This window comes from Trinickia sp. (assembly GCF_051954495.1).
Taxonomy (GTDB): domain Bacteria; phylum Pseudomonadota; class Gammaproteobacteria; order Burkholderiales; family Burkholderiaceae; genus Trinickia.
Map to the genome: position 1 here is coordinate 1 of NZ_JBQCHR010000089.1, position 23,228 is coordinate 23,228.

23 protein-coding genes are annotated in these 23,228 nt (G+C 63.8%); 12 read left to right on the forward strand and 11 right to left on the reverse strand.

The window, feature by feature from the left end:
- Positions 1-4 precede the first annotated feature (4 nt).
- The 4 genes from ehuB (at position 5) to ehuA (ending at position 3,125) form a co-directional block, all read left to right on the forward strand.
- A complete protein-coding gene (gene ehuB, locus ACTHNR_RS12395; RefSeq protein ID WP_440548018.1) occupies positions 5-832 on the forward strand; it encodes an ectoine/hydroxyectoine ABC transporter substrate-binding protein EhuB in 828 nt (275 codons plus the stop codon).
- A gap of 64 nt (positions 833-896) precedes the next feature.
- A complete protein-coding gene (ehuC, locus tag ACTHNR_RS12400) occupies positions 897-1,565 on the forward strand; it encodes an ectoine/hydroxyectoine ABC transporter permease subunit EhuC (protein WP_440547922.1) in 669 nt (222 codons plus the stop codon).
- Entirely contained in the window at positions 1,562-2,221 is a 660-nt protein-coding gene (gene ehuD, locus ACTHNR_RS12405; protein ID WP_440547923.1) for an ectoine/hydroxyectoine ABC transporter permease subunit EhuD, read from the forward strand. Before ehuC ends, ehuD begins: the two co-directional genes overlap by 4 nt.
- Before the next feature lie 73 nt (positions 2,222-2,294).
- Positions 2,295-3,125 (forward strand): ectoine/hydroxyectoine ABC transporter ATP-binding protein EhuA, encoded by an 831-nt coding sequence (gene ehuA / locus ACTHNR_RS12410; protein WP_440548019.1) that lies wholly within the window; start codon positions 2,295-2,297, stop codon positions 3,123-3,125.
- 2 nt (positions 3,126-3,127) lie between these two features.
- Here the strand turns inward: ehuA and ACTHNR_RS12415 are convergent, their stop codons facing one another.
- The gene (locus tag ACTHNR_RS12415; protein WP_440547924.1) at positions 3,128-3,889 is read right to left on the reverse strand and encodes a sulfite exporter TauE/SafE family protein; all 762 of its coding nucleotides are present in this window, start codon (positions 3,887-3,889) and stop codon (positions 3,128-3,130) included.
- A gap of 175 nt (positions 3,890-4,064) precedes the next feature.
- On the opposite strand from ACTHNR_RS12415, the gene ACTHNR_RS12420 reads away from it, so the two are divergent.
- A complete protein-coding gene (locus ACTHNR_RS12420) occupies positions 4,065-4,949 on the forward strand; it encodes a LysR substrate-binding domain-containing protein (RefSeq protein WP_440547925.1) in 885 nt (294 codons plus the stop codon).
- A gap of 19 nt (positions 4,950-4,968) precedes the next feature.
- Here ACTHNR_RS12420 and ACTHNR_RS12425 read toward each other — a convergent pair whose 3' ends face one another.
- The gene (locus ACTHNR_RS12425; RefSeq protein ID WP_440547926.1) at positions 4,969-7,062 is read right to left on the reverse strand and encodes an ATP-binding protein; all 2,094 of its coding nucleotides are present in this window, start codon (positions 7,060-7,062) and stop codon (positions 4,969-4,971) included.
- Entirely contained in the window at positions 7,059-8,201 is a 1,143-nt protein-coding gene (locus ACTHNR_RS12430; protein ID WP_440547927.1) for a substrate-binding domain-containing protein, read from the reverse strand. Before ACTHNR_RS12430 ends, ACTHNR_RS12425 begins: the two co-directional genes overlap by 4 nt.
- A 234-nt stretch (positions 8,202-8,435) precedes the next feature.
- Between ACTHNR_RS12430 and ACTHNR_RS12435 the strand changes: the two genes are divergently transcribed.
- Entirely contained in the window at positions 8,436-9,134 is a 699-nt protein-coding gene (locus ACTHNR_RS12435; RefSeq protein ID WP_440547928.1) for a response regulator transcription factor, read from the forward strand.
- Here the strand turns inward: ACTHNR_RS12435 and ACTHNR_RS12440 are convergent.
- A complete protein-coding gene (locus ACTHNR_RS12440) occupies positions 9,109-9,480 on the reverse strand; it encodes a response regulator transcription factor (protein ID WP_440547929.1) in 372 nt (123 codons plus the stop codon). The genes ACTHNR_RS12435 and ACTHNR_RS12440 overlap by 26 nt on opposite strands.
- A 329-nt stretch (positions 9,481-9,809) precedes the next feature.
- Between ACTHNR_RS12440 and ACTHNR_RS12445 the strand changes: the two genes are divergently transcribed.
- On the forward strand, positions 9,810-10,001 hold the full coding sequence (locus ACTHNR_RS12445) for a hypothetical protein (protein WP_440547930.1): 192 nt from the start codon (positions 9,810-9,812) through the stop codon (positions 9,999-10,001).
- Positions 10,002-10,456: 455 nt separating this feature from the next.
- Here ACTHNR_RS12445 and maiA read toward each other — a convergent pair whose 3' ends face one another.
- The 7 genes from maiA to ACTHNR_RS12480 all read right to left on the reverse strand — a co-directional run bounded on the left by maiA (position 10,457) and on the right by ACTHNR_RS12480 (position 16,059).
- Entirely contained in the window at positions 10,457-11,101 is a 645-nt protein-coding gene (maiA, locus tag ACTHNR_RS12450) for a maleylacetoacetate isomerase (protein WP_440547931.1), read from the reverse strand.
- Positions 11,102-11,123: 22 nt separating this feature from the next.
- Positions 11,124-11,822 (reverse strand): fumarylacetoacetate hydrolase family protein, encoded by a 699-nt coding sequence (locus ACTHNR_RS12455; protein ID WP_440547932.1) that lies wholly within the window; start codon positions 11,820-11,822, stop codon positions 11,124-11,126.
- A 64-nt stretch (positions 11,823-11,886) separates the two neighbouring features.
- Positions 11,887-12,933 carry a gentisate 1,2-dioxygenase gene (gtdA, locus tag ACTHNR_RS12460; RefSeq protein ID WP_440547933.1) on the reverse strand — a complete coding sequence of 349 codons (1,047 nt, stop codon included), beginning with the start codon at positions 12,931-12,933 and terminating at the stop codon, positions 11,887-11,889.
- 16 nt (positions 12,934-12,949) lie between these two features.
- Positions 12,950-13,261: a non-heme iron oxygenase ferredoxin subunit gene (locus ACTHNR_RS12465; protein WP_440547934.1), complete on the reverse strand. Its 312-nt coding sequence runs from the start codon at positions 13,259-13,261 to the stop codon at positions 12,950-12,952.
- An 8-nt stretch (positions 13,262-13,269) separates the two neighbouring features.
- Positions 13,270-13,743 carry an aromatic-ring-hydroxylating dioxygenase subunit beta gene (locus ACTHNR_RS12470; RefSeq protein ID WP_440547935.1) on the reverse strand — a complete coding sequence of 158 codons (474 nt, stop codon included), beginning with the start codon at positions 13,741-13,743 and terminating at the stop codon, positions 13,270-13,272.
- A gap of 1 nt (position 13,744) precedes the next feature.
- Positions 13,745-14,980: an aromatic ring-hydroxylating dioxygenase subunit alpha gene (locus tag ACTHNR_RS12475; protein ID WP_440548020.1), complete on the reverse strand. Its 1,236-nt coding sequence runs from the start codon at positions 14,978-14,980 to the stop codon at positions 13,745-13,747.
- 92 nt (positions 14,981-15,072) lie between these two features.
- Positions 15,073-16,059: a 2Fe-2S iron-sulfur cluster-binding protein gene (locus tag ACTHNR_RS12480; RefSeq protein WP_440547936.1), complete on the reverse strand. Its 987-nt coding sequence runs from the start codon at positions 16,057-16,059 to the stop codon at positions 15,073-15,075.
- A 130-nt stretch (positions 16,060-16,189) separates the two neighbouring features.
- Here ACTHNR_RS12480 and ACTHNR_RS12485 point away from each other — a divergent pair, with 130 nt between their 5' ends.
- From ACTHNR_RS12485 to ACTHNR_RS12505, 5 genes are all read left to right on the forward strand, one after another.
- Positions 16,190-17,092, forward strand: coding sequence for a LysR family transcriptional regulator (locus tag ACTHNR_RS12485; protein WP_440547937.1), 903 nt, complete (start codon positions 16,190-16,192; stop codon positions 17,090-17,092).
- A gap of 205 nt (positions 17,093-17,297) precedes the next feature.
- Entirely contained in the window at positions 17,298-18,638 is a 1,341-nt protein-coding gene (locus tag ACTHNR_RS12490; RefSeq protein WP_440547938.1) for an MFS transporter, read from the forward strand.
- 142 nt (positions 18,639-18,780) lie between these two features.
- On the forward strand, positions 18,781-21,048 hold the full coding sequence (locus ACTHNR_RS12495; RefSeq protein ID WP_440547939.1) for a heavy metal translocating P-type ATPase: 2,268 nt from the start codon (positions 18,781-18,783) through the stop codon (positions 21,046-21,048).
- 8 nt (positions 21,049-21,056) lie between these two features.
- The gene (locus ACTHNR_RS12500; protein ID WP_440547940.1) at positions 21,057-22,121 is read left to right on the forward strand and encodes a DMT family transporter; all 1,065 of its coding nucleotides are present in this window, start codon (positions 21,057-21,059) and stop codon (positions 22,119-22,121) included.
- Positions 22,122-22,180: 59 nt separating this feature from the next.
- Positions 22,181-23,212, forward strand: a complete 1,032-nt coding sequence (locus tag ACTHNR_RS12505; RefSeq protein ID WP_440547941.1) for a cation diffusion facilitator family transporter — start codon at positions 22,181-22,183, stop codon at positions 23,210-23,212.
- The last annotated feature ends 16 nt before the right edge of the window (positions 23,213-23,228 follow it).

The following is a 23,228-nucleotide window of genomic DNA, read 5'->3' on the forward strand; positions in this document are numbered from 1 at the left end:
CGGCGTGCTCGGCGCGCTGGCCGCAATCGTCGGACTGATCGGCCAGGCACCGGCGGCCCACGCGGAAACCACGCTGCAGCGGATCCAGCGCACGGGCGTCGTGCGCATCGGCTACGCGAACGAAAAACCGTTCGCCTACACTGAGCCCGACGGCACGGTCACCGGCGAATCGCCCGAAATCGCGAAGAAGATTTTCGCGAAGCTCGGCGTGAAGAAAGTCGATGCCGTCCTGACCGAATGGGGCGCGCTCATTCCGGGGCTGCAGGCGGGCCGCTTCGACGTAATCGCCGCCGGCATGTACATCACGCCGCAGCGCTGCGCGCAGGTGGCCTTCGCCGATCCGCAGTACCAGATCGGCGATGCGCTGCTCACGCTGCCCGGCAATCCCAAGCATCTGGACAGCTACGCGAGCGTAGCCAAGCAGCCCGACGTCAAGCTTGCCGTCATGGCGGGCACCGTCGAACTCGGCTACGCACGTGAAGCGAGCGTGAGGGATTCGCAGCTCCTCCAAGTGCCCGACACGACGGCGCAGCTTCAAGCGGTCCGCTCGCACCGCGCGGATGCGGCCGTCGGCACTGCGCTCACGGTGAAGGACCTCGCCGCGAAAATGCCCGATCAAGTGGCCGTCGTCGACAAGTTCGTCGACGATCCGAAGCACATGGGCTACGGCGCGCTCGCCTTCCGCAAGGACGATACCGATCTGCGCGATGCGGTGAACAAGGCGTTGCACGCCTGGCTCGGCACGCCCGACCATCTGGCGACCGTCGCGCCTTTCGGCTTCGACAAATCCAACGTGACGAAAAAGACCGCGGCAGAGCTTTGCGGCCAGTAATCCCGATCTCGCGCCTGTATGGCGCGGGAGTCGGCTCGATGACGCCCTACTTCGAGGAACCGTCATGCATGATTTGGAACAATTGATTCCCCTGCTCGCGAAGGGCGCCGTCGTAACGATCGAACTCGCAGCCTGCGCGATCGTGCTCGCGGTCGCGATGGCGTGCGTGGCGAACGTCTTGCGCGCCGCCCCATGGCGCGCGGTTCGATGGGTGGGCAACGCATACGTCGAAATATTTCGCGGCACCTCGTTGCTCGTGCAGCTCTTCTGGTTCTTCTTCGTTCTGCCGCTGCCGCCGTTCAACCTCGCGCTCACGCCGTTCACGGTCGCGATCGTCGGACTTGGCTTGCACTACGGGGCCTACGGTTCGGAGATTCTGCGCGGCGCGTTGCGCTCCGTGCCGCATGGGCAGTACGAAGCGGCGCTCGCGCTGAACATGTCGCCGGCCATGCGCATGCGGCGGATCATCTTGCCGCAAGCCATGATCAACGCACTGCCGCCCGCGACGAACTTGATGATCGAGCTGATCAAAGGCACCTCGCTCGTTTCGCTGATCACGCTGTCCGATCTCACGTTCCGGGCACGGCAGCTCGATGAAGCGACGCTCGAAACCGCGAAGATCTTCGCGCTGACGCTGCTCATCTATTTCTTGCTCGCGCAATGCCTCGTTGCGCTGATGCGCCGCGTCGAACTGCATTTCACGCACGGCGCCGCCCGGAGGGTTGCACGGTGACCGCTTTCTTCGATGTTCATTACGCCGAGCACATCCTCCCCGCGCTCGCGCGCGCAAGCCTCTATACGATCGGCATTACGCTCGTCGGATTCGCGATCGCACTGGTGCTCGGGCTCGCACTCGCCTTGCTGCGCCGTAGCCCCATCGCGGCCGTCTCTCGTACGACGGGCTTCGTCGTCGAATTCATCCGCAGCACGCCGCTTCTGATCCAGGTTTACGTGATCTTTTACGTCGGCCCGCTGTACGGCCTCGAGATCAGCGCCCTGACCGCGGGCACGATCGGCATCGCCGTGCACTACGCCTGCTACGTATCCGAGGTTTATCGCGCCGGCCTCAATTGCGTGGCGCGCGGGCAGTGGGAAGCGGCGTGCGCCTTGTCGCTCTCGCGCACCCGCACGTATTGCGGGGTCATCCTTCCGCAAGCGATCCGGCAGGTGATCCCGGCGCTCGGCAACTACCTCGTGGCGATGTTCAAAGATACGCCGGTGCTGTCCGCCATCACCGTGGTCGAGCTGATGCAGCAGGCGAAGGACATCGGCTCGGAAACGTTCCGGTATCTCGAACCGATCACGATGACGGGCGCCTTCTTTCTCGCCATCAGCCTGACTTTCGCCGCGCTCGTGCGCCACCTTGAACGGCGCATGCGCCTGCCTTGAGCGGCCCGCGCCGCATCGTCGCGGGAGGACGAACATGGAACAGCTTACGCAAGCAGGACTTCAGGAGCAGCAGATGAAACGCGATCTTTTTCCGGCCCCGGCTCCCGGCGTCGACGCGGGTGCGCCCGCGCAGCGGCCGATGGTGCGCTTCGCCGGCGTAACCAAACGCTACGGCGCGCTCACCGTCCTCGACGGCCTCGACCTCGATGTCGCGTCCAACGAGAAAGTGGCCATCATCGGGCCCAGCGGCTCCGGCAAGTCGACGCTCTTGCGCGTTTTGATGACGCTCGACCCCGTCACCGACGGCATGATCGAGGTGGACGGCGAACCGCTCACCCACATGCTGCGCGACGGCAAACTCGTGGCGGCGAACGACCGCCACGTGCGCCGCGTGCGCAGCAAGATCGGCATGGTGTTTCAGAGCTTCAACTTGTTTCCGCACATGACCGCGCTGCAGAACACCATCGAAGCGCCGATTCATACGCTCGGCATGTCCAAGCGCGAGGCGATCGAACGCGGCCGCGAATTGCTGTCGATGGTGGGTTTAGCGGAAAAATGCGACCACTACCCTTCGCAACTATCGGGCGGACAGCAACAACGCGTGGCGATCGCCCGCGCACTCGCGATGCGGCCCAAGGTCATGCTGTTCGACGAAGTCACCTCGGCGCTCGATCCCGAACTGTGCGGCGAAGTGCTCAATGTGATTCGCCGCCTGGGCGAGGAGCACAACCTGACGATGCTGATGGTCACGCATCAAATGGGTTTCGCAAAGGAATTCGCCGATCGCGTGTGCTTCTTCTCGCAGGGGAAAATCATCGAGCAGGCGCCGCCCGCCCAGTTTTTCTCGTCGCCGCAACATGAACGGACGCAGCAGTTTCTGCGAGCGGTGAACGAGGCCATGTGACGTCACACGGCGGACGACCACGCCCGCCAAAACAGCAGCCCCGTCATCGCGAACCCGAACGTGGAGATCAGCGCGCGCACGACGGGCACCGGCAAACGCCTGCCCACGTGGGCGCCCAGATAGCCGCCTAGCGCGGCGGCCGCGAGCATGATCAGCGTTTGCGGCCACCATACCAATCGCGCGGCGACGAAGCACAGCACGGCCACGAGATTGGTCACGCCCACCAGCAGCGTACGCGACGCGTTGAGCGCGCGCAGATCGTCGGCGCCGAACAGCGACCAGACGGCCACCATCATGATCCCCACCGCACCGCCGAAGTAGCCGCCGTAGATGGCGAGCGCCCCCTGCGCGGCCAGCAGCGTACGCTCGCCGATATGCACGCGCCGGCGCAGCCAGGCCCCGGCCTGCCGGCCGAACGTGAACGCCAGCGACCCGACGAGCAGCAGCCACGGCACGATGCTGTCGAATGCACGCGAGGGCGTAAACATCAGAAGCAGCGCCCCTGCCAATCCGCCCGCGAGGCTGACGGCCGCCATCGCCCGCATCGACACGTGCGCGAACGCGCGATAGTCGCGCCGATAGGCCCACGCGGAGGTGGCCGCGCCCGGCAACAACGCCACCGTGCTCGACGCATTGGCCGCCACCGAAGGCACGCCCGCGAACATCAACGCGGGCAGCGTCACGAACGAGCCCCCTCCGGCGAGCGCATTCATGGCGCCCGCGAGCAAGCCCGCGCCGAACAGCAACAGCGTCGTAGATTCCATGAGAAAGAAAACGATGGAGGTCGATGCGCCAGTGTCCGCCGCTCGCGTGGGCGGCACAACCGGTGATACATTGACTTAGCCTAAGGCTGAAACTGAGGCTGAGGGCAGCGGCAGGGGCCCGCAAGGCCGCCGCTTGCTTTATGTCCCTATCACTCCCTTCTTTCCTACGACCGCCGTGCGCTTCGATCTCATCGACCTGCGACTGTTCTTGAACACCGTCGAATCCGGCAGCATCACGGGGGGCGCGCAGCGCACCCACCTCACGCTGGCCTCGTCGAGCGCGCGCATCCGCGGGATGGAGGCGTCGCTGGGCGTGCCGCTGCTCGATCGCAACCGGCGCGGCGTCGAGCCGACGGCGGCCGGCCGTACCCTCGCTCACCACGCGCAAGTCGTCCTGCAGCAAATGGAGCAGATGCGCGGCGACTTGAGCGAATACGGGCGCGGCATGAAGGGCTACGTGCGGCTGCGTTCCACGACTTCGGCGATGACCGAGATCCTGCCCGAGGTGCTGAGCGCCTTTCTCGCGGCGCACCCGGAAGTCGACATCGACTTGGAGGAGCTCGTCAGCTACGAGATCGTCGAGGCCGTGGCGCAGGCTCGGGCCGACGTCGGCATCATCAACGATTCGGTGGATGCGTCCGGACTGGAAGTTTTTCCGTTCCGGCATGACCGGCTCGTACTGGTGACGGCGCGCGATCACCCGCTGGCCGCGCGACGCGAGGTCGCCTTCGCCGACACGTTGAGCGAAGGCTTCGTGGGCCTGACCGGCGACGCCGCGCTGCATGCTTACCTCGCGGGCCATGCGGCGCGCGCCGGTCAGCGCCTAACGTATCGCGTGCGGCTGCGCGGCTTCGACGCCGTGTGCCGCATGGTAGAGCGCAACGTCGGCATCGGCGTGATTCCCGAGCGCGCGGCCGCACGTCTGCAGCGCTCCATGGCGATTCGCCGTGTGCGCCTGACGGACGCTTGGGCCACGCGTCTACTCCGGATCTGCGTACGGCGTCTCGACGATTTGCCAATTTATGCGCGGCAATTGATCGAGCATTTGCGCGCCCAATGACGACCCACGTCGTCGCTCGTCACGCGGCGGCGCCCAAGTTCGAATCCGCAATGGGCACGGTGAACTGAAACACCGCCCCGCGCGGCGCGTTCGGGCTCGCCCACAGCCGGCCGCCGTGCGCTTCCACGATCGAGCGGCAGATCGATAGTCCCATGCCCATTCCACCGGCTTTCGACGTGTAGAACGGCTCGAAGAGCTGCTCGACGCGATCGGCCTCCACCCCTGCCCCCGAATCGGATACAGCGACGAGAATGCCGTCCGAATCGCGCTCGCTGGTCCCGATGACGATTTCCCGCTGCCCGTCCTCGACCGTGCTCATCGCTTCGATGGCGTTGATGATCAGGTTGAGCATCACCTGCTGAAGCGCAACGCGATCGCCCGCCACCACGGGCAGGTTCTTCGCGAGCTGGGTGCGCACGCACACGCCGTTCTTCAGGATCTCGCTGCGCATCAGCGCGATCACTTCGTCGATCGCTGCGTTGACGCGCACGCTTTCCATGGCCGGCGGCGCTTTCTTGACGAGCCCGTGGATGCGATTCATGACCTCGCCGGCGCGCTTCATGTCTTTGTTGATGCGTTCGAACGCTTGTCGCACCTCTTCCATGTTCGGCGGCTGGGCCTGCAACCATCGCAGCCCCGCCTGCGCATTGGTGGCGCTCGCGGCGATCGGCTGCTTGATTTCGTGACTGATGGATGCGGTCAGCTGCCCCATCGTCATCACGCGATTCGCGTGAGCCAGCGCGGCCTGCACCTCCCGATACCGCCGCTCGCTCTCGCGCAACTCGGCTTGGGCGCGTTTGTCATCCGTGATATCGCGCGAAATCCCGAGCAGAAATCGCGCTTCGCCGCTCGCATCGAGGATCGGAATCTTCATCGTGTGCACCCAGCGCAGGCCGTGCCGTGTACGCACCGATTCCTCCGGAATATCGGTCATTTGCCGGGACACCAGCACGTCGCGATCTTTCACCGCGAAGAATTCGGCCTCCTCCTCGGGGAACAAATCATGGACGGACTTGCCGATCAGTTCTTCGCGCCGATAGCCGAGCAGTTGCTCGCCCGCCTTGTTGAAGCGCACGAAGCGCAGCGTCGCCGCATCCTTGACGAAAATCATATCGGGGATGTTCTCGATGATGCTGTTCAGGAAGTACTCGCTGGCTCGCACCGCTTCCTCGGCATGTTGCCGCTCGACGATCTCCGCGGTCTGCCCCGCAAGCGCCGCGCGTAATTCGGCCGTGCGCTGCCCCACGCGCTCCTCGAGTTCGGCGTTGAGCGCTTTCAGCGCATCCTCGGCCTGCTTGCGCTGACGCCGATCTTCGAGGAACTGCTCGACCGCGCGCGCCATGTCGGCAATCTCGTCGCGCCCATGCACGGCCACGCCGGCCGTCGCCACGCCCGCGTCGCCGTACCGCAGCGCTTGACTGACGCGCAGCAAGCGCCCCACGACATGCCGGCCGAGGAAGACGCGCGCGATCAGCCAAGCAAGCAAAAGGCTCACCGCCACTTCGCCCACGATCCACGCCCGCGTTCGATCGGCATCGCGAGATAGCCGCTGGACCGCATCGCGGTATTCGCGTGTGAAGCGATCCGATTGCTGGCGCGCCGCCGTCGCGAGCGCGTTGGCTTGGCCGTGCAAGCCCTCCTCGAGGCTAGGCGAGGGCGCGGCGTCCGGACGCGCACTTGCCGTGGCCAACGCGCTTTCGCGCATCTGCGCCTCGATGTTGATCGTATTGCGAAAGCGCTGGCTCGAACGATGCAGCGCCAATGTATCGACGCCGACGTCCTCCCGCGTGGGCGACGCCGACGCCAGCCGATCCACGAGATGGTCGAATGCCGCCAGGTGTTCGACGACGCGCCGCTGCGTCTCGCGCACGGCGTCGACCGTTGCGTCGGTCGACAACTGCAGCGCCATACGCTCGATCATGAGCGTTTGCTGCGCGAGATCTTGCGCATCCTGCAGGCGGGCGAGCCGATCGTCGGCCAATTCGCGCAGCGCATGGGACGAGGCGGTCAGCGAGTAAATCGTCGTCGCGCCGACCACGACCACGAGGGCCGCGAGACAGGATGCGACGAGCGTGAATTGAGCAGTGAGGGATTGAGGGCGCGGAAAATTCACGGGCGTTCCCAAATACGGCGATAAACGTCGCGATAGCCGTTGGCGGGATCGTAAAGCAGCCGATCGCCGCCGTCGGCCTCGACGTTGGCCGCCGTGACGAGATGCACGGGAAACACGTAGCCGGTGACAGGTTCGCCGGCGATCAGCCGGTTCATCTCGTCGATCATCTGCCAGCCGTGCAGATTGAGCGGTTCGGCTACCGTGGCCGTTTGAAACGTGCCGTTTCGAATCCGCAGGAACGCCGACTCGCTCCCGTCGCCCGCGGACAACATGCCCATGGCGGCAGCGGGAACCCCGGCTTCGGTGAGCACCGGCACGGCGTAGTCGAAGTAGATATCGTTGATCGTCAGTGCATAGGTCCAGCGCTTGCCGTATCGCGCGAGCAACGCGCGCGTCTCATCCGGCATCAAAGCCTCGCAGCGAGAAATCGCGATGTCGCGTATGCCGAGCAATGCGCACCCTTCGCAGGCTCGCACGACCGCGGCCATTTCATTGGCTTTGTCTTGAGCGACTTGAAAGTTGGAGTCGGTAAAAATAACCACGCCCGCGCGCCCCCCGGATTGCACGATCGCCGCCAGCGCCGTCACGCGTGCGACTTCGAGCGGATCGGTCGAGACGTTCATGGCGACCGGTGTGCCGGCCACCGGCCCCGCCTTCGCCGCGACGTGCCAGCCGACGATCGGAATGCGGCGCTGCTCGAACGGCCGCAGCCCGGGTAGAAGCGCATGAGCGTCGCCCCCCACGAGGATCAGGCCGTCCGGACGGCTCGCCAGCGCATTCGACAGCATCTTGAAGCGCAGGTCCGGCGCACCGCCGGCATCGAAAACCTTGACGCTCCAGCCGATCACGCTCGCCGCCTGCAGCAGGCCGTCGACCACGCCGAGGATGCCGCCGTTGCGCAGATCTTCCGCCACCACGGCGATGTGTCTGTCCGGCTGGGCGCGCGGCCCCGAATTCGGCCCGCTCCAGGGCGCCGCGGGTCGGGCCGCCGCATCGACGATACGTTTGGCCTCGGTCAAAAAGGCATGCCCGGCCCTGGGCGCCGCCGTAGACGCCGAGGCCATGGACGCGCCTTGCACGGCAACCGCCAACGCGATGACCGCGCCCGCTCCCCTCAATGCCGACAGCCAGCCCTTCATGCGATCCCCAACGCCCCCCCGGGTCGATCGACTGCGTTCAAGGCGCATCCCTGCGCCAATCGCAGCTTACCCCTGCGGATCAATACTAGTCCACCGGGTGTGCGCAATGACACCGCTTCCGCACATTTCTTGGGCGTAAAATGACTTTCAGCACCAAAAGGCCGCCCACGCGATCATCGGACGAATACATCGATGGCGTCGTGCAGCGGCGATCCCACCAGGAAGGGGCATCGGGTGAACCCGGATTCCGAGCAGACGCCGGCCGGCAACACGGCGGGCACGCCACTGTCGGTCGTCTACATCCTCGACGACGACGACGCCATGCGCGCGGCGCTCAGCAGCTTGTTTCGCTCCGTCGGCCTGCGCGTCGAAACATTCGATTCCTCGCAAGCTTTTCTGGCCTTCCCGAAACACGACGTCCCGAGTTGCCTCGTGCTCGATGTGAGATTGCGAGGGGAAAGCGGGCTCGCGTTTCAGGAAGAACTAGCGAAAAGCACGCTGCGCATGCCGATCGTCTTCATGACCGGCCATGGCGACATTGCGATGACGGTCAAAGCGATGAAGGCGGGCGCGATCGATTTCTTGGCCAAACCCTTCCGCGATCAGGACATGCTCGACGCGGTATCGAATGCGTTGACGCGCGACGGCGAGCGCCTCGCGGCCGACCGGTCGACGGCGTCGCTGCGCACGGCTTACGAATCGCTGACACCGCGCGAGCGGGAGGTGATGGAATTCGTGGTCACCGGCATGCTGAACAAGCAAATCGCCTCGGCGCTCAATCTGAGCGAGATCACGGTGAAGATTCACCGCGGCCAAGTCATGAAGAAAATGAGCGCCCGCTCGTTGGCCGAACTCGTGAGAATGGCGCAAGCGCTGCACATCAAGCCGCGGCCACCGCAGCCGCCGATCATGAGCGGCTCAGCGCAACGTTGAGCCAATGCTCGATCGTTTGCGCATCGAACGGCTTTTCGATCACGGCCAGCACCCCGTGGGCGCCGACCTTGGCGCAGAGCTCGGGCGTGGGAAACGCGGTCACGAAAATCAGGGGTGTGGAATAGCCTAGCTGCACGAGCCGATCGTGCATGGCGGCGCCGGACATCCCCGACATGCGCTCGTCGGAAATCAAGCAGGTGGTGTCGTTCACCTGCCCGGAAGCGAGAAACTCCTCGGCCGACGCAAAGAGCCGCACGGCCCATCCCAGCGAACGCACGAGGCTTGCGACGGCCAGACGGACGGCCTCGTCATCGTCGACGATCGAAACGGTCAGGCCGGCACCCATACGGCGCTCCTCGCTGCGTCGGGCGACGCGGCGTCATCAGCTGGACATCTGCACCTCGCTCATGAAACCAGTCTAGGCCGCGGGCGACCGAGCGGACATCATACGAAAGTATCGTGGGCACCCTATACGAAAGGATGATCGGCTCATCCTCTCGTTCAGATCGAACCACTTGTTCGTAGGTTTGTAACTTGCCCGGCGTTCCTATATTGTGAAATCGTCGCGTTGGAACCGCGACCGGTGGGGCCCGACGACGAAAACCAAAACGCGGCATCCAATCGTCTGCCACGCAATACGCAGGTGTTTATCGCTCCATTGCCCGGAAAACGTCCATGTCGACTCGAGCTCAGCGAGGCCGCACTCGCCCCTACCGGAACCGGCGGCATTTCCCGATCGTCGACTTGCGCGGCCGCGCACGGCCGGCCGCGCTCGCCAAGTCGATCAAGCGCATCGACTACGTGCCGCTCATGTGCTCGCTGTACAACGGCCGCCCGGCCGATCGAATCTCCATCGGGAAACGATGAAGCGCCGCCCCTAGGCAAAGTACGGATATACCTGCGTATGACGGCGTCATGCCAATGCATCAGCGAAAGCGACTCGTTCGTAGAATGGCGCGCAAGGCTCATCAATCCTATCTTTGACTCATGGCCCATGCGCCGCGATGCCTTCAACGGCAGCGCGCAACGCAGCGCCCAAGCAATGCCTCAACGATGGAACGATGGTCTGTGCAGCGTAGCCGAGCGCATGCTCGGTGTGACGAAGCAGAACTTAGGCGGCGAGGCAAGTCGATCGAAGGGTGAGGACTATGCCGAACGTCTTGAGTCACTGGATCCACGTTTCCACTCATGCCTACTACGAGTACACCTTCGTACCGGCATTGAATCGAAGCATCTTTCGCAGAACGGTGGATTTGAGCCGCGTTTGCATTCAATAGCCGCGGCCTAGGAAACGCGATCGCCCGCCCGTTTCGATCGATGCATCACGGTGCGATGAGGTCGGGCTGCCGTTTCGGCTCGGCCGCCGCGAACGCAGGATGGTCGCTCGCATGCCGATAAACCGCCAGGCTCAGCGGATACGCGCTCAAGTCGCAGCCCATCCGCAACGCATTGGCGACCTGCGGGATGAGGCAGCAATCGGCGAGCGTCGGCGCGCCGCCGAAGCACCACGGCGCCTGCCCGTATTTCGACAGCAAACGCTCGACCCCGCCCATCCCCTCGTCAACCCAGTGCTTGTACCACGTGCTCTTCTGCTCCGGCGTGACGCCCAACTCCGTTTCCAGGTAGCGCAGCACCCGCAGATTGTCGATGGGATGGATGTCGCAAGCGATCAAGTACGACAGCTCCAAAACACGCGCACGTAAGCCCGGATCGGTCGGGATCAATCGCGGCGCGGGGAAATGCGCATCGAGCCAATCGACGATGGCGAGCGACTGACCGAGGCTGAAATCGCCATCGACGAGCGCCGGCACCGCGGCCGACGGGTTGACCGCATTCACATAAGCGGCATCACGATGTTGGCCGGTGCGGATATTGACCGGCACATACTCGAACGACACGCCTTTCAGCGCCAGCGCGATCCGCACGCGATACGACGTCGAGCTATTGAAGAAGCTATGAAGCTGCACGGGTTCTCCTGACTCGGTTCGCTCAGACCACTCGCGCACGCAGCTCGCCTAGGCGCTCGACGCCGACGACCATGAGATCGTTTCGCACCACCGGCCCCACGCCTTCCGGCGTGCCGGTGTAGATCAAGTCGCCCTGCTCCAAACGGAAGAATTTCGACAGGTAAGCGATCGTTTCCGCCACCGACCAGATCAAGTGCGACACATTGCTCGTTTGCTTCGTTTCGCCGTTCACGGTCAACCACAGGCCCGCGCTTTCGAAATGCCCGACATCGGCGGCGCGATGAATCGGACCGATCGGTGCGGAGCGATCGAACGCCTTCCCGATTTCCCACGGGCGGCCCATCTCGCGCATCTTCATTTGCAGATCGCGGCGCGTCATATCGAGGCCAACCGCGTAGCCATACACGTGTTCGAGCGCGCTTTCGACCCGAATGTCCGCCCCTCCCTTACCGATCGCGGCGACGAGCTCCGCCTCGTAGTGATAGTTCTCGGTCTGCGAGGGGTAATCGAGCGCCAGCGTTTCGCCGCTCGGCACCGGCACAACCGCATCGGCCGGCTTGCAGAAGAAGAACGGCGGCTCACGATCGGGATCGAATCCCATCTCGCGCGCATGCGCCGCGTAGTTCCGGCCGACGCAGTAGACGCGCCGCACGGCGAACTGCAAGTCGCTGCCCGCGACGGGCACGGCGACGCTCGCTTCTGGGGGAAATACAAACGCCATGTTGATGAACTCCTGTTCCTAAGCTTCTTAGTGATTCGAAAATCGTCTATCGGTACGACCGCCGTTACTGGCGCTCCTCCCGCAGCAGATTCAAGGCAGACAGCACGGGGCGATCCGAATAGCTGAACAACACGCAATCGCTGCTTGCCTCGAGGCTAACCGGCTGCCACGACGGCACGATGAACACGTCATGCGCATCGAACGCGAACCGCTCGCCGCCGATGCACGCGGCGCCCGTGCCTTCGACGGCGCAGTACACCGTCGCATCCGTGCTGCGATACGTCTTGCCCGTAAAACCGGCCGGCAGAAACTGCATGAACGTTGCGATCGTCGGCATTGGCCATCCACCCGTCGTGGGGTTGACATAGCGCAGCTTCACGCCATCCCACTCGTCGAGTTCGCCGTTGCGATACAGGACGTCGAGCGCTTCTCGGGTTCGCGCGTAGGGATAGCTGAACACCGGCGACGTGGGATCGGTCACCCGATGCCGAATCGGCGCCATGTTGTGGCCGAAACGCGCGAAGCTGTCGCCCTCCGGGCGCAGCACGGGCTGCATGGCCTGCGGGTAGGTTTGCGCGAAGCCTGCGTCGAGATGGCCGATCAACGGGATGTCGAGACCGTCGAGCCAAACCACGGGCTCGCCGCCTTCTTCGATCGACGGATTGCCGTGGTCGTGCCAAGTCCATGAAGGGGTGATGATGAAATCCCCCGGATGCATGGTCGTGCGTTCGCCGTTCACGGCCGTCCATGCGCCGCGTCCTTCGACGATAAAGCGCAGCGCCGATTGCGTATGCCGGTGGCTCGGCGCGACTTCGCCGGGCAGGATCAATTGCAAACCGGCATAGAGCGTCGACGTAATGCTCGATTTGCCCGGCAAACCGGGGTTCTCGAGCACGAGTACGCGCCGCACCGCTTCCTCCGCGCTGATCAGCGAGCCGGCCTCCATCACGAGATCGCGAATCTGCGCGTACTTCCACATCGCGGCGATAGCTTGCGGCCGCGGCTCTTTCGGCACCAGGTTATGCAGCGATTCCCAAAGCGGTGCGAGCCGCCGTGCTTCGAGCTGGCGGTAGTATGCCGAGCGCTGCGCCTGCAGCGTGTTAGCCGTCATGCGTGTCTCCTAAGCGTCACATTTCGACGAAGACGTGGCCGTCCTCGATTTTCACGGGATAGGTGCGAATGTCGGTCGTCAACGGTTCGCACATGGCCTTGCCGGTGCGGACGTCGAATTTGCCCTGATGCAGGGGACATTCGATCTCGTGCCCCTCGAGAAACCCGTCGCACAAGCGAGCATGTCCATGCGTGCAGACGTTGTCGGTGGCGAAGACTTCGCCGCCCACTCCGTAGATCGCCAGCTCCCGCCCCGCCGCATTTACGGCCGTGACGTCTTCGTTCGGCACCGCCGACACGTCGATCAATTTGATCCACTGCTTGCCCATCGCCCACCTCAAATCGGATAGATGATCGAATTCGCGATCATTTCGCTGTCGAAAACGCACGTTCTCGATTCGAACTTGAGCCCAAGCGGCGTGCGGCGAATCACATCGACATATCGCCCGACGTTGAATACGGTCGTCGTTTCGTCGGGCTTCGTCCGGAACACCGCGTAGTTGGCCTGCGCTTCGATTCGCTCGCCTTCGACGCGCAAAATGCGCGGCACGCCCACGACATGGCGCTGGTAGTACGGGTCGTGAAAAATCGTCTCCGTCATGCCGTATACGCGATCTTTCAGCATGCCCTTGCTTTCGAACGACAGCGTGGCGAGCGGAAAGCCGCGATCGAAATTCTCGCGAGGCTGAATGCGGTACGTGCATTCGTCGGTGAAGAACTCGGGCCACTTGTCCCATTCGTTGTTGTCGACCGCGGCGGCGTAGTCGGTGTACAGCGCCAGCACGGTTTGATACGTTTCAAAATCGAGCATCTCAAACCTCCATCACACGACGCCAGTAGTCGTACATGCCGCGTATCAACGTTTCGGTCACCATATGGTCGGAATCCGCGATCTCTCGCCCGCCTAATTCCGCGATCGTTCGATGAAACGGCTTTTGCTCGAAGCCTTCTTGCGAGAATTCGATGACCTCGCCATCGTCGGCCGATACAAAGCCGGCAGGACCAAACAAATTCGCTTGGCGCAGACGCCGTCGCGTCATCTCCTCCGAGTCGTCCTCGAAACCGAAATGCGTCCACACGAAGTCGAACGACCCGCGCCCGTTCGGTTGAATATGGCGCGTCGACACCGAGTTGACTTGCTGCTGAATGATCACGCTCGGGAACAATGTCATCATCACGGCCGTCGGGCCGCCCCACCAGGGTTCGTGCACGACGTCGAGAAACCGGTCGTCGTTCAGCGTCATCTGTTCCTTGAAGCTCGTCACGCCGCTCGTGACGTCGCCCTTGCCACCCGTGCCGCGCGTCGAAATCATCGCGGCATGACGGAAGTGCTCGTCCATCTTGAGTTCCGATTTGTTGTCCGCGCGCCAAAGCCCGAACGTCACGAACCAGGTATGCAGCAAGCCCGGGTGGTAAGGATCTTTGATGTTCTCCTGCATCAATTTCCAGTTGCCCGGAATGCGTTGCCGGTTGTAGCCGAGAATCTTCAACTTGCGCCCGTCGAACACGCGGTCGAAGTATCCGAGGATCGTCGGCCCGAGGAACGTCTCGAGCGGCGGCAGGTCGTGATCGAAAGAGGCAAAGATCACGCCGTTTCGACGCGCGACGTTGAGCTTGGTCAGGCCGTGCGCCTTCGGATCGAAATCGGCGGGCATGCCGCCGTTCACTTTCCCGTCGGCCTTCACGCCACGCCGGAACGGCACCCCGACCAGGTTGCCCTTCAAGTCGTAGTTCCATTGATGGTACGGACAGGTGAAGTCCTTCCGGTTGCCGAACTTCTCCCGGCAAAATCGCACGCCGCGATGCGCGCAGACGTTTTCGACGACGGCGATGTCGCCGTCTTGCGTGCGCGTGACGATCACCGAACGTTCGCCCACTACCGTGCGCTTGAAATCGCCCGGATTCTCGATCTCGGCCTCCAAACCGACATAGCACCAGTGGCTCGAATAGAAGAAGCGTTCGAGCTCGCGGCGATAGGTGTCCTCGTCGGTGTAGGCCCAGAACGGTATGCGACTCGAGCCGTCCTCCTTCCAGCGCGGTCGGGGCATGAAGGCAATGGGCGCTTCACTCACGATGTGTCTCCTGATTGGACATTGTGGTCATTGGAATGGGGATGAAAAATGCGGCTGAGACAGCCCGGTCACACGCCGCTCGAGTAGAAGGCGTCGGCGTAAACGTGCTCGGCCTTCATGCCTTTGTGGCGCAGCAGAATCGACGCCGCATCGACCATGACCGGCGCGCCGGCTACATAAGCGCGCCAGCCTTTCAGCGTGTCCCAGTCTTGGTTGACGGCATCGGTCACGACGCCCGTGCGATAAGGCCCAGGCTCGCCCGCCGTGGCGACCACGACGTGCGTCGTCAAATTCGGCAGCCGCTCCTTCAGTTCGTCGAGCCAGCGCGAACCGTAGATATCGCGCGGCGAGCGCACGCCGAAGTACACGTGCACCCGATTGTTCATCCCGCTTTCCGCCATTCCGCGCACGATCGACAAAATCGGCGCGAGGCCCGTTCCGCCGGCGACGCAGATAATGGGATCGGATGTCTTGCGCCGCAGATAGGCGGTGCCGAGCGGTCCGCTCAAGCGCACGGCGTCGCCGACCTTCAATTGCGTGGCGATATACGACGTGGCGCGGCCTCCAGGGACCAGACGCACATGAAATTCGACCTCGCCGTCGTTCGCGGTGACCGCCATCGAATAGGGCCGTACATGCTGCGGCGTGAACTGCAGCGACGCATATTGGCCGGGCGAAAATTCGAACGATTTGGCGAGCGCTAAGCGAATGCGCTTGATGTCGTGCGTCAGGTCGTCGATGCCCGCCACCGTCGCCTTGAGGATCTTCGACGGGTGGGTGACGATCTCGTCGACTTCCGGAATTTCGATCACGCAGTCTTCGATCAGCGTTGCTTGGCAGGCCAGCACGGTTTGCCCATTGCTTGCCGGTAGATTCGTGTCGGTTGCGCCCGTCATGAGCACGTTGCCGGACACGATGCGACAGCGGCACGTCCCGCACCGGCCCGACATGCAGCTGTACGAGACCGGCACCTCATGTTGGCGCAACGCTTCGAGCAGGTTGTCGCCCGCTCGCACGTCGAGCGTTCGATGAAGCGGCAAGATCGACACTTCCATGATGCTGCGTCTCCGGTCATTCAAATCATGACCGCATCATGCCGCCGCAGCCCCCATTGATAAATAGAAACTCGTTGATATGACACATCACCCGCAGTGATAATGCGTAGATCATCGAAGGAGACCGCGCGTGGAACTACAAGATATCGATCTGAACTTGCTCGTGGTGTTCAACGAGTTGCTTCGGCAGCGGCGCGTGTCCGCGGTCGCGTCCACGCTCGGTATTTCGCAGCCGGCGATCAGCAACGCGTTGAACCGGCTTCGGAAGGTGCTGGGCGACGAGCTGTTCCTTCGAACGTCGAAGGGCATGGCGCCGACGCCGTTCGCCGAGACGCTCGCGGAGCCGATCGCCTACGCGCTCGGCACGATCCACAACACACTGAACGCCACTCCCCAGTTCGACCCGGCCTCGAGTGCGCGCGCTTTTACCATCGCCATGACGGACATCGGCGAAATCTACTTTCTGCCGGCCCTCATGAAGCGGCTGTCCGAGGTAGCGCCGGGCGTATCGATCAGCACCGTGCGCAACCAGTCGGACGCGCTGCGCGACGACATGGAGCGCGGCGCGGTCGATCTCGCGATCGGGTTTCTGCCCGATCTAAAGGCAGGGTTCTTTCAGCGGCGTTTGTTTAGACAAAAATACGTCTGCCTGTTTCGAAAGGAGCACCCGCTCGCCAAGACGGGCATGACGATGAAAGCGTTCCGCGAGTCGGAGCACGTATCGATCGTTGCCGAGGGGACGGGGCACAGCATGGTCGACTCGGCCATCCAACGAGCGGGCATTGCCCGCAACGTCCATCTGCGCGTGCCGCATTTCGTCGCCGTCGGCCATATCTTGCAGACCACCGATCTGATCGCCGTGGTGCCGGAAGCGTATGCGGCACGGACGTTCGTCCCGTTCAACCTCGCCAGCGCGGCATGCCCCGTCAAGATCCCGGATATTGCAATCAACGTGCTGTGGCATGCACGCAATCACCGCGAGCCCGGCAACCAATGGCTGCGGCAGCTCGTGTTCGACGCCTTCTCCGTCTAGCCGCTCAACCCCATCGCCGGCAGCGCCACTGCGGCTTTCCCTAATTTGGCCGAGCGGCGGCGCACGCACCTCCCCGCTATGGGCTTCGTTCAGCGAAATCACTGCCGTGAATGACGCGCATTCATGAGTGCGCGTAGACGAATTCAAGTGGAATCGTCACGCTTCGAGACACTACAAGTAGCCGACAAAGTCTTGGAGACGACTCATGCCTACCCCGGAAAATCCGCTCGAGATTCGCCGCTGGCTCGATGGCCAGCGTGTTTCCCTTTTTCAGTGGCGCGTATTGCTGCTGTGCTTCGCCATCGTCGCCGTGGACGGGTTCGATACCGCCTGTGTCGGCTTCATCGCGCCGGCGCTGGCGGGACAATGGCGCCTTCAGCCGGCCGTGCTCGGCACGCTGTTCGGCGCCGGCCTCATCGGGCTGATGGTCGGCGCGTTGCTGTTCGGCCCGCTTGCCGATCGGATCGGCCGGCGCAAGACGCTCGTGGCCACCGTGGGCTTCTTCGGCATCGCCAGCCTGCTCGCGGCGTCCGCGCCCAATATCGCCGCGCTCATCGCGTTGCGGTTCGTCACGGGTCTCGGGCTAGGCGGCGCCATGCCGAATGCGATTGCCTTGACCTCCGAATATTGTCCCGAGCGAAAGAAGTCGTTCCTCACCACGGTGATGTTTTGCGGCTTCACGTTGGGATCGGGGTTAGGCGGTGTGGCCGCCGCTCAGCTTCTGCCCTCGTACGGCTGGCGCAGCGTGCTGATTCTCGGCGGCGTGCTGCCGCTCGCGCTCGTTCCGATCATGCTGGCGGTGCTGCCCGAATCGGTGCGCTACCTCATGCTGCGCAAGGACGTTCCGCAAGAACGGATTGCCAAGATCCTGCGCAAGATCGCCCCGCATGCGATTCCCGCGGATACACGTTTCATTCTCAATGAAACCGCGCATGGCGGTTCGCCCGTGCGGCAGCTGTTCACGCCCGAGTACCGCACCGGCACGCTGCTGCTTTGGATCGTCTTCTTCATGAGCTTGCTCGTCGTCTACCTATTGACGAATTGGTTGCCGACGCTCATTCATCATTCCGGGTTGCCGCTCGCCCTGGCATCGAAGGTCGCTGTCATGTATCAGGTGGGCGGCACCATCGGCGCATTGGTGATCGGTCAACTGATGGACAAGCGCAGCCCGACGGTCATTTTGGCTTGGTCGTATGCGTTCGGCGCGGTCTTCCTCGTGGCGACGGGCGTGTCGGCCGGCACGCCGCTCGTCTTAGCGGTCATGGGCGTGGGCTTTTGCATCAGTGGGTCGCAAATCGGCGCGAACGCCTACGTGGCGCGGTATTACCCCACTTCGAGCCGCGTCACCGGCATCAGCTGGGCGCTGGGCATCGGGCGGCTCGGATCGGTAGTGGGCGCGCTGGTCGGCGGGGCGCTGCTGGCAGCCGATATCAGCTTCCCGCTGCTTTTTGCCATCGTGGCCGCGCCGGCCGCCGCCGCATCGCTCGCGATCTTCGCCTGTGGGCGGCAGAAAGCGAGCATCACATCGGCGCGCGCGGTGGCCTAATGTCCTCGGCTTGCCGCGTAAGGGCCGGCGCGCGGCCGGAGGAGCGGTTCTTCCGATAGCCACGGGCTGCTTTCATTAAGACTTGACCTTGTAGCGGCTTCAAGGTGTCCAATGCGTGCAAAATGACGCTAGGAACCTTCGGATGCCGCCCTCCGCCCCGATCAACGCCTCCCGGCAGCACGAGCACGGGTGCGATCACGCCCACGACCACGACCACGATCACCCCCGTGCGCATGGCTCCAGCTGTTGCTCGGCAGCCCCAGCCGCGCCCGCACGAACCGCATTGGACGCGCCGGCCATGGTCGGCAGCGACATGCAAACCCCGATCCGCATCCAGCAGATGGATTGCCCGACCGAGGAAGCGCTGATTCGCAAGAAGCTCGGCGGCATGCCGTCCGTCAAGCGGATGGAATTCAACTTGATGGCGCGCGTATTGACGGTCGTGCATGCACCGAAGGCGCTCGACGACGTGCTCGCCGCGATTCGTTCATTAGGCTTTACGCCTGAAATCGCGCAGGCGAATGCCACGTTCGACACGGCCCCCGAGCCGCAAAAAAAGCCTTGGTGGCCGCTTGCCCTCGCGGGCGTGGCAGCCGTTGCATCGGAGGCGGCCGGTTGGTTCGGCCTGCCCGGCTGGATATCGGCCGCATTGGCCGTGCTGGCGGTGCTTGCATGCGGCTTGACGACTTATCGGAAAGGCTGGGTGGCGATACGCAACGGCAATCTGAATATCAATGCGTTGATGAGCATCGCCGTGACGGGCGCGCTGGCCCTTCGCCAATGGCCTGAAGCCGCCATGGTGATGGTGCTGTTCACGATTGCCGAATTGATCGAGGCCAAGTCGCTCGATCGCGCGCGCCATGCGATTCAAGGCCTGCTGCAACTCGCACCGGAAACCGCGACGGTCAAGCAGCCAAACGGCACGTGGCAAGAGATCGAGGCGCGGTCGGTCGACCTCGGTGCGACCGTCCGCGTCAAGCCGGGCGAAAAAATCGCGCTGGACGGCACGATCTGTGCGGGACGCTCGAGCATCAACCAAGCGCCGATCACCGGCGAAAGCCTGCCCGTCGACAAAACTGAAGGCGATCCCGTGTTCGCGGGGACCATCAACGAATCGGGTTCGTTCGAATACCGCGTCACCGCCGCGGCGGGCAACACCACGCTCGCGCGCATCATTCACGCCGTCGAGCAAGCCCAAGGCGCGAAGGCGCCGACGCAACGGTTCGTCGATCAATTCGCCCGCATCTACACGCCGATCGTGTTCGCCGTAGCGCTCGCGGTCGCCGTCCTGCCGCCGATCCTCGCGGGAGGAAGCTGGCACGACTGGGTGTACAAGGCGCTCGTTTTGCTCGTCATCGCGTGCCCGTGCGCCCTCGTGATTTCCACGCCGGTGACGATCGTCAGCGCTCTAGCGGCGGCCGCGCGCCATGGCATTCTCGTCAAGGGCGGCACGTATCTGGAGCAAGGCCGGAAACTCGCCTGGCTCGCGCTCGACAAGACCGGAACGATCACCCGGGGCAAGCCCGAGCAAACCGATTTCGAGATCCTTGCGCAGGTGGACGCCGCGTACTGCCGCGCCTTGGCCGTCAGTCTAGCCGCCCGTTCCGATCATCCGGTCTCGTTGGCCGTCGCCACGGCATCGAGCGCGGCCGACGTTGCGCACCTGACCGTCGAAGGTTTCGAAGCGATCCCGGGACGCGGGGTGCGAGGATCGATCGACGGCGTGAACTATTGGCTCGGGAATCATCGTCTCGTGGAAGAGCAAGGCCGGTGTTCGCAGGCCCTCGAATCGCGTTTGGACGAAATCGAGAGCCAAGGGAAGACCGTCATTCTGCTGTTCGACGAAAGCCGCGTCCTGGCGCTCTTTGCCGTGGCCGACACCGTCAAGGAGACGAGCCGCGACGCGATTGCCGCACTGCATGCGATCGGCGTCCGCACGGCGATGCTGACCGGAGACAACCCGCACACCGCGGCCGCCATCGCGCGTCACGTCGGCATCGATCGCGCGGAAGGCAACCAGCTCCCCGAAGACAAGCTGCGCGCCGTGGAAGGCCTCGCGCAAGGCGGCGCGATGGTCGGCATGGTAGGCGACGGCATCAACGATGCGCCTGCCCTCGCCCGCGCCGACATCGGCTTCGCGATGGGCGCCATGGGCACGGGCGCCGCCATCGAAACCGCCGACGTGGCGTTGATGGACGACGACCTGCGCAAAATTCCCGTGTTCATCCGTCTGTCGAAAGCGACCCACGGCATCCTCGTGCAAAATATCGCCTTGGCCTTGACGATCAAGGCCGTATTCTTTGCGCTCACGCTTGCGGGTCTCGGCACGATGTGGATGGCGGTGTTCGCCGATGTCGGCGCGAGCCTGCTCGTCGTGGCGAACGGATTGCGCTTGCTCAATCGACGATGAACACCTTCATGCCTGCCCGATCCTTCAACGCCGCGCTGACCGCGCTGCTCGCAGCCGCCCTGTTCGGCGCCACCACGCCGATCGCCAAGCTGTTGCTGGGCGCGCTATCGCCCTTCATGCTGGCGGGGTTGTTCTACCTCGGTAGCGGCGTGGGCCTGGCGCTGACGATGCTCGTGCGGCGTTATTTAGGGGCCGGCAAGGCGAACGTTCATGACGCCCGCATTGCGCCCGCCGAACTGCCCTGGCTCGCCGGCGCGATTCTGGCCGGCGGCGTGGCGGGACCGGCGCTGCTGATGCTGGGGCTGACCAGCACGCCGGCCGCCACCGGTTCGCTGCTGCTGAACCTCGAAGGCGTGTTGACCGCGGTCATCGCGTGGGTAGTTTTTCGCGAAAACGTCGATTTACAGGTTTTCCTGGGCATGGTGGCGATCGTGGCGGGCGGCGTGCTGCTGTCATGGAAGCCCCATGCGGCCGGCCTGCCCGTCGGCGCGCTGCTCGTGGCGCTCGCCTGCCTGTGCTGGGCGATCGACAACAATCTCACACGAAAGGTGTCGGCCAACGACGCCATGGTGATCGCCTGCGTGAAGGGGCTCGTCGCGGGGCCCGTGAACCTCGTCATCGCGTACATGCTCGGGGTGGGCATGCCCGGGATAGGGCAAGCCGCGGCGGCCATGGCGACGGGATTCGCCGGCTACGGCGTCAGCCTCGTGCTGTTCGTCGTCGCGCTTCGCAATCTTGGGACGGCGCGCACGGGCGCGTATTTCTCCGTGGCGCCGCTGTTCGGCGTGGCGCTGTCGCTCGCGCTATGGCCGGACATGCCCTCGCTCGCGTTCTGGTGCGCGGCGGCGCTGATGGCGATCGGCGTCTGGCTGCATCTGCGCGAACGCCATGAGCATACGCACACGCACGAGCCGCTCGACCACACGCATCGGCATCGTCACGACGAACATCATCGGCATGCGCACGATTTCGCGTGGGACGGCAGCGAGCCGCATACGCATCCGCATCGCCACGAAATGATCACGCACACGCACGCGCATTACCCCGACATCCATCATCGTCACTCCCACTAGCCAAACTGGGCGACAATCCCGCTTATTCCAAATCGACCTACCCCTAAACGAACACGGCAATGGCGCATTCTCATCACGACCACGACGGTCACCCCCATCGAAACCATGACCATGGCCACGAGCGTGATCACGGTCACGACCATGGGCATAGTCATGGTCACAGCCATAGCCACGCCGGACACGATCACCTGCATGGCGTGACCGATCAGCGGCGCATCGGCTGGGCGCTGGCCGTCACCGCGGCGTTCATGGTCATCGAAATCGTCGGAGGCTTGCTGTCCGGCTCCTTGGCGCTACTCGCGGACGCCGGACACATGGTCAGCGACACGGCCGCGCTCGGCTTCAGCTGGGCCGCCATTCACTACGGAAAACGGCCCGCCACGGCGCGGCTGTCCTACGGCTACAAGCGGTTGGAAATCCTCGCCGCCTTCGTCAACGGCTGCGCGCTGTTCGTCATCGCCGCGTGGATTTTCGTCGAGGCCATCATACGATTCGCTTCGCCCGTGCCGGTGATAGGCAAGACCATGCTGGTCGTCGCGATCGCGGGCCTGGCGGCGAACGTCGTCTCGTTCCTCGTCCTACACGGCGGCAACCGCGAAAATCTGAACCTGCGCGGCGCATGGCTGCATGTGGTGGGCGACATGCTGGGGTCGGTCGCGGCCATCGCCGCCGCCTGCGTCATTCTCGCCACCGGCTGGATGCCGATCGATCCGCTGCTCTCGATTCTCGTGGCGGCGATTATCCTGAAAGGTGCATGGGGCATCATCAAATCTTCGGCGCACATCCTGCTCGAAGGCACGCCCGAAGGCGTCACGCTGGCCGATATCAAGGCGGACCTCGAGCAAAACGTGGCCGAGGTGCGCGACGCACATCATATTCATGCGTGGTCGATCACCGGCGAGCGGCACTTGGTGACGCTGCACGTACATCCCTCGCCGGGCGTGCCGTCGCATGAAGTCGTCGCCGCCGTTCAACGGCGTTTGGCCCTCAGTTTCAACATCGAGCACGCCACGGTTCAAGTCGAGGAAGAGATCTGCGTCGACGTGCACACGTCGCAAGGAGGCGACGCGCAACGCACCATCCGCGGCTGAACCCGAACGTGCACGG

Excerpts from the sequence above, each read along its gene's own strand:
- ACTHNR_RS12475 (WP_440548020.1), bottom strand. The coding sequence starts at position 14,980 with ATGCCCCGACCGCGCTGGAAGGAGGACGGCTCGAGTCGCATACCGTTC.
- ACTHNR_RS12480 (WP_440547936.1), bottom strand. The coding sequence starts at position 16,059 with ATGGAAGTGTCGATCTTGCCGCTTCATCGAACGCTCGACGTGCGAGCG.
- ACTHNR_RS12430 (WP_440547927.1), bottom strand. The coding sequence starts at position 8,201 with ATGAAGGGCTGGCTGTCGGCATTGAGGGGAGCGGGCGCGGTCATCGCG.
- ACTHNR_RS12505 (WP_440547941.1), top strand. The coding sequence starts at position 22,181 with ATGGCGCATTCTCATCACGACCACGACGGTCACCCCCATCGAAACCAT.
- ACTHNR_RS12440 (WP_440547929.1), bottom strand. The coding sequence starts at position 9,480 with ATGGGTGCCGGCCTGACCGTTTCGATCGTCGACGATGACGAGGCCGTC.
- ehuA (WP_440548019.1), top strand. The coding sequence starts at position 2,295 with ATGAAACGCGATCTTTTTCCGGCCCCGGCTCCCGGCGTCGACGCGGGT.
- ACTHNR_RS12470 (WP_440547935.1), bottom strand. The coding sequence starts at position 13,743 with ATGCTCGATTTTGAAACGTATCAAACCGTGCTGGCGCTGTACACCGAC.
- ACTHNR_RS12445 (WP_440547930.1), top strand. The coding sequence starts at position 9,810 with ATGTCGACTCGAGCTCAGCGAGGCCGCACTCGCCCCTACCGGAACCGG.
- ACTHNR_RS12465 (WP_440547934.1), bottom strand. The coding sequence starts at position 13,261 with ATGGGCAAGCAGTGGATCAAATTGATCGACGTGTCGGCGGTGCCGAAC.
- ACTHNR_RS12455 (WP_440547932.1), bottom strand. The coding sequence starts at position 11,822 with ATGGCGTTTGTATTTCCCCCAGAAGCGAGCGTCGCCGTGCCCGTCGCG.
- ACTHNR_RS12500 (WP_440547940.1), top strand. The coding sequence starts at position 21,057 with ATGCCTGCCCGATCCTTCAACGCCGCGCTGACCGCGCTGCTCGCAGCC.
- ACTHNR_RS12490 (WP_440547938.1), top strand. The coding sequence starts at position 17,298 with ATGCCTACCCCGGAAAATCCGCTCGAGATTCGCCGCTGGCTCGATGGC.
- gtdA (WP_440547933.1), bottom strand. The coding sequence starts at position 12,933 with ATGACGGCTAACACGCTGCAGGCGCAGCGCTCGGCATACTACCGCCAG.
- ACTHNR_RS12495 (WP_440547939.1), top strand. The coding sequence starts at position 18,781 with ATGCCGCCCTCCGCCCCGATCAACGCCTCCCGGCAGCACGAGCACGGG.
- ACTHNR_RS12415 (WP_440547924.1), bottom strand. The coding sequence starts at position 3,889 with ATGGAATCTACGACGCTGTTGCTGTTCGGCGCGGGCTTGCTCGCGGGC.
- ehuC (WP_440547922.1), top strand. The coding sequence starts at position 897 with ATGCATGATTTGGAACAATTGATTCCCCTGCTCGCGAAGGGCGCCGTC.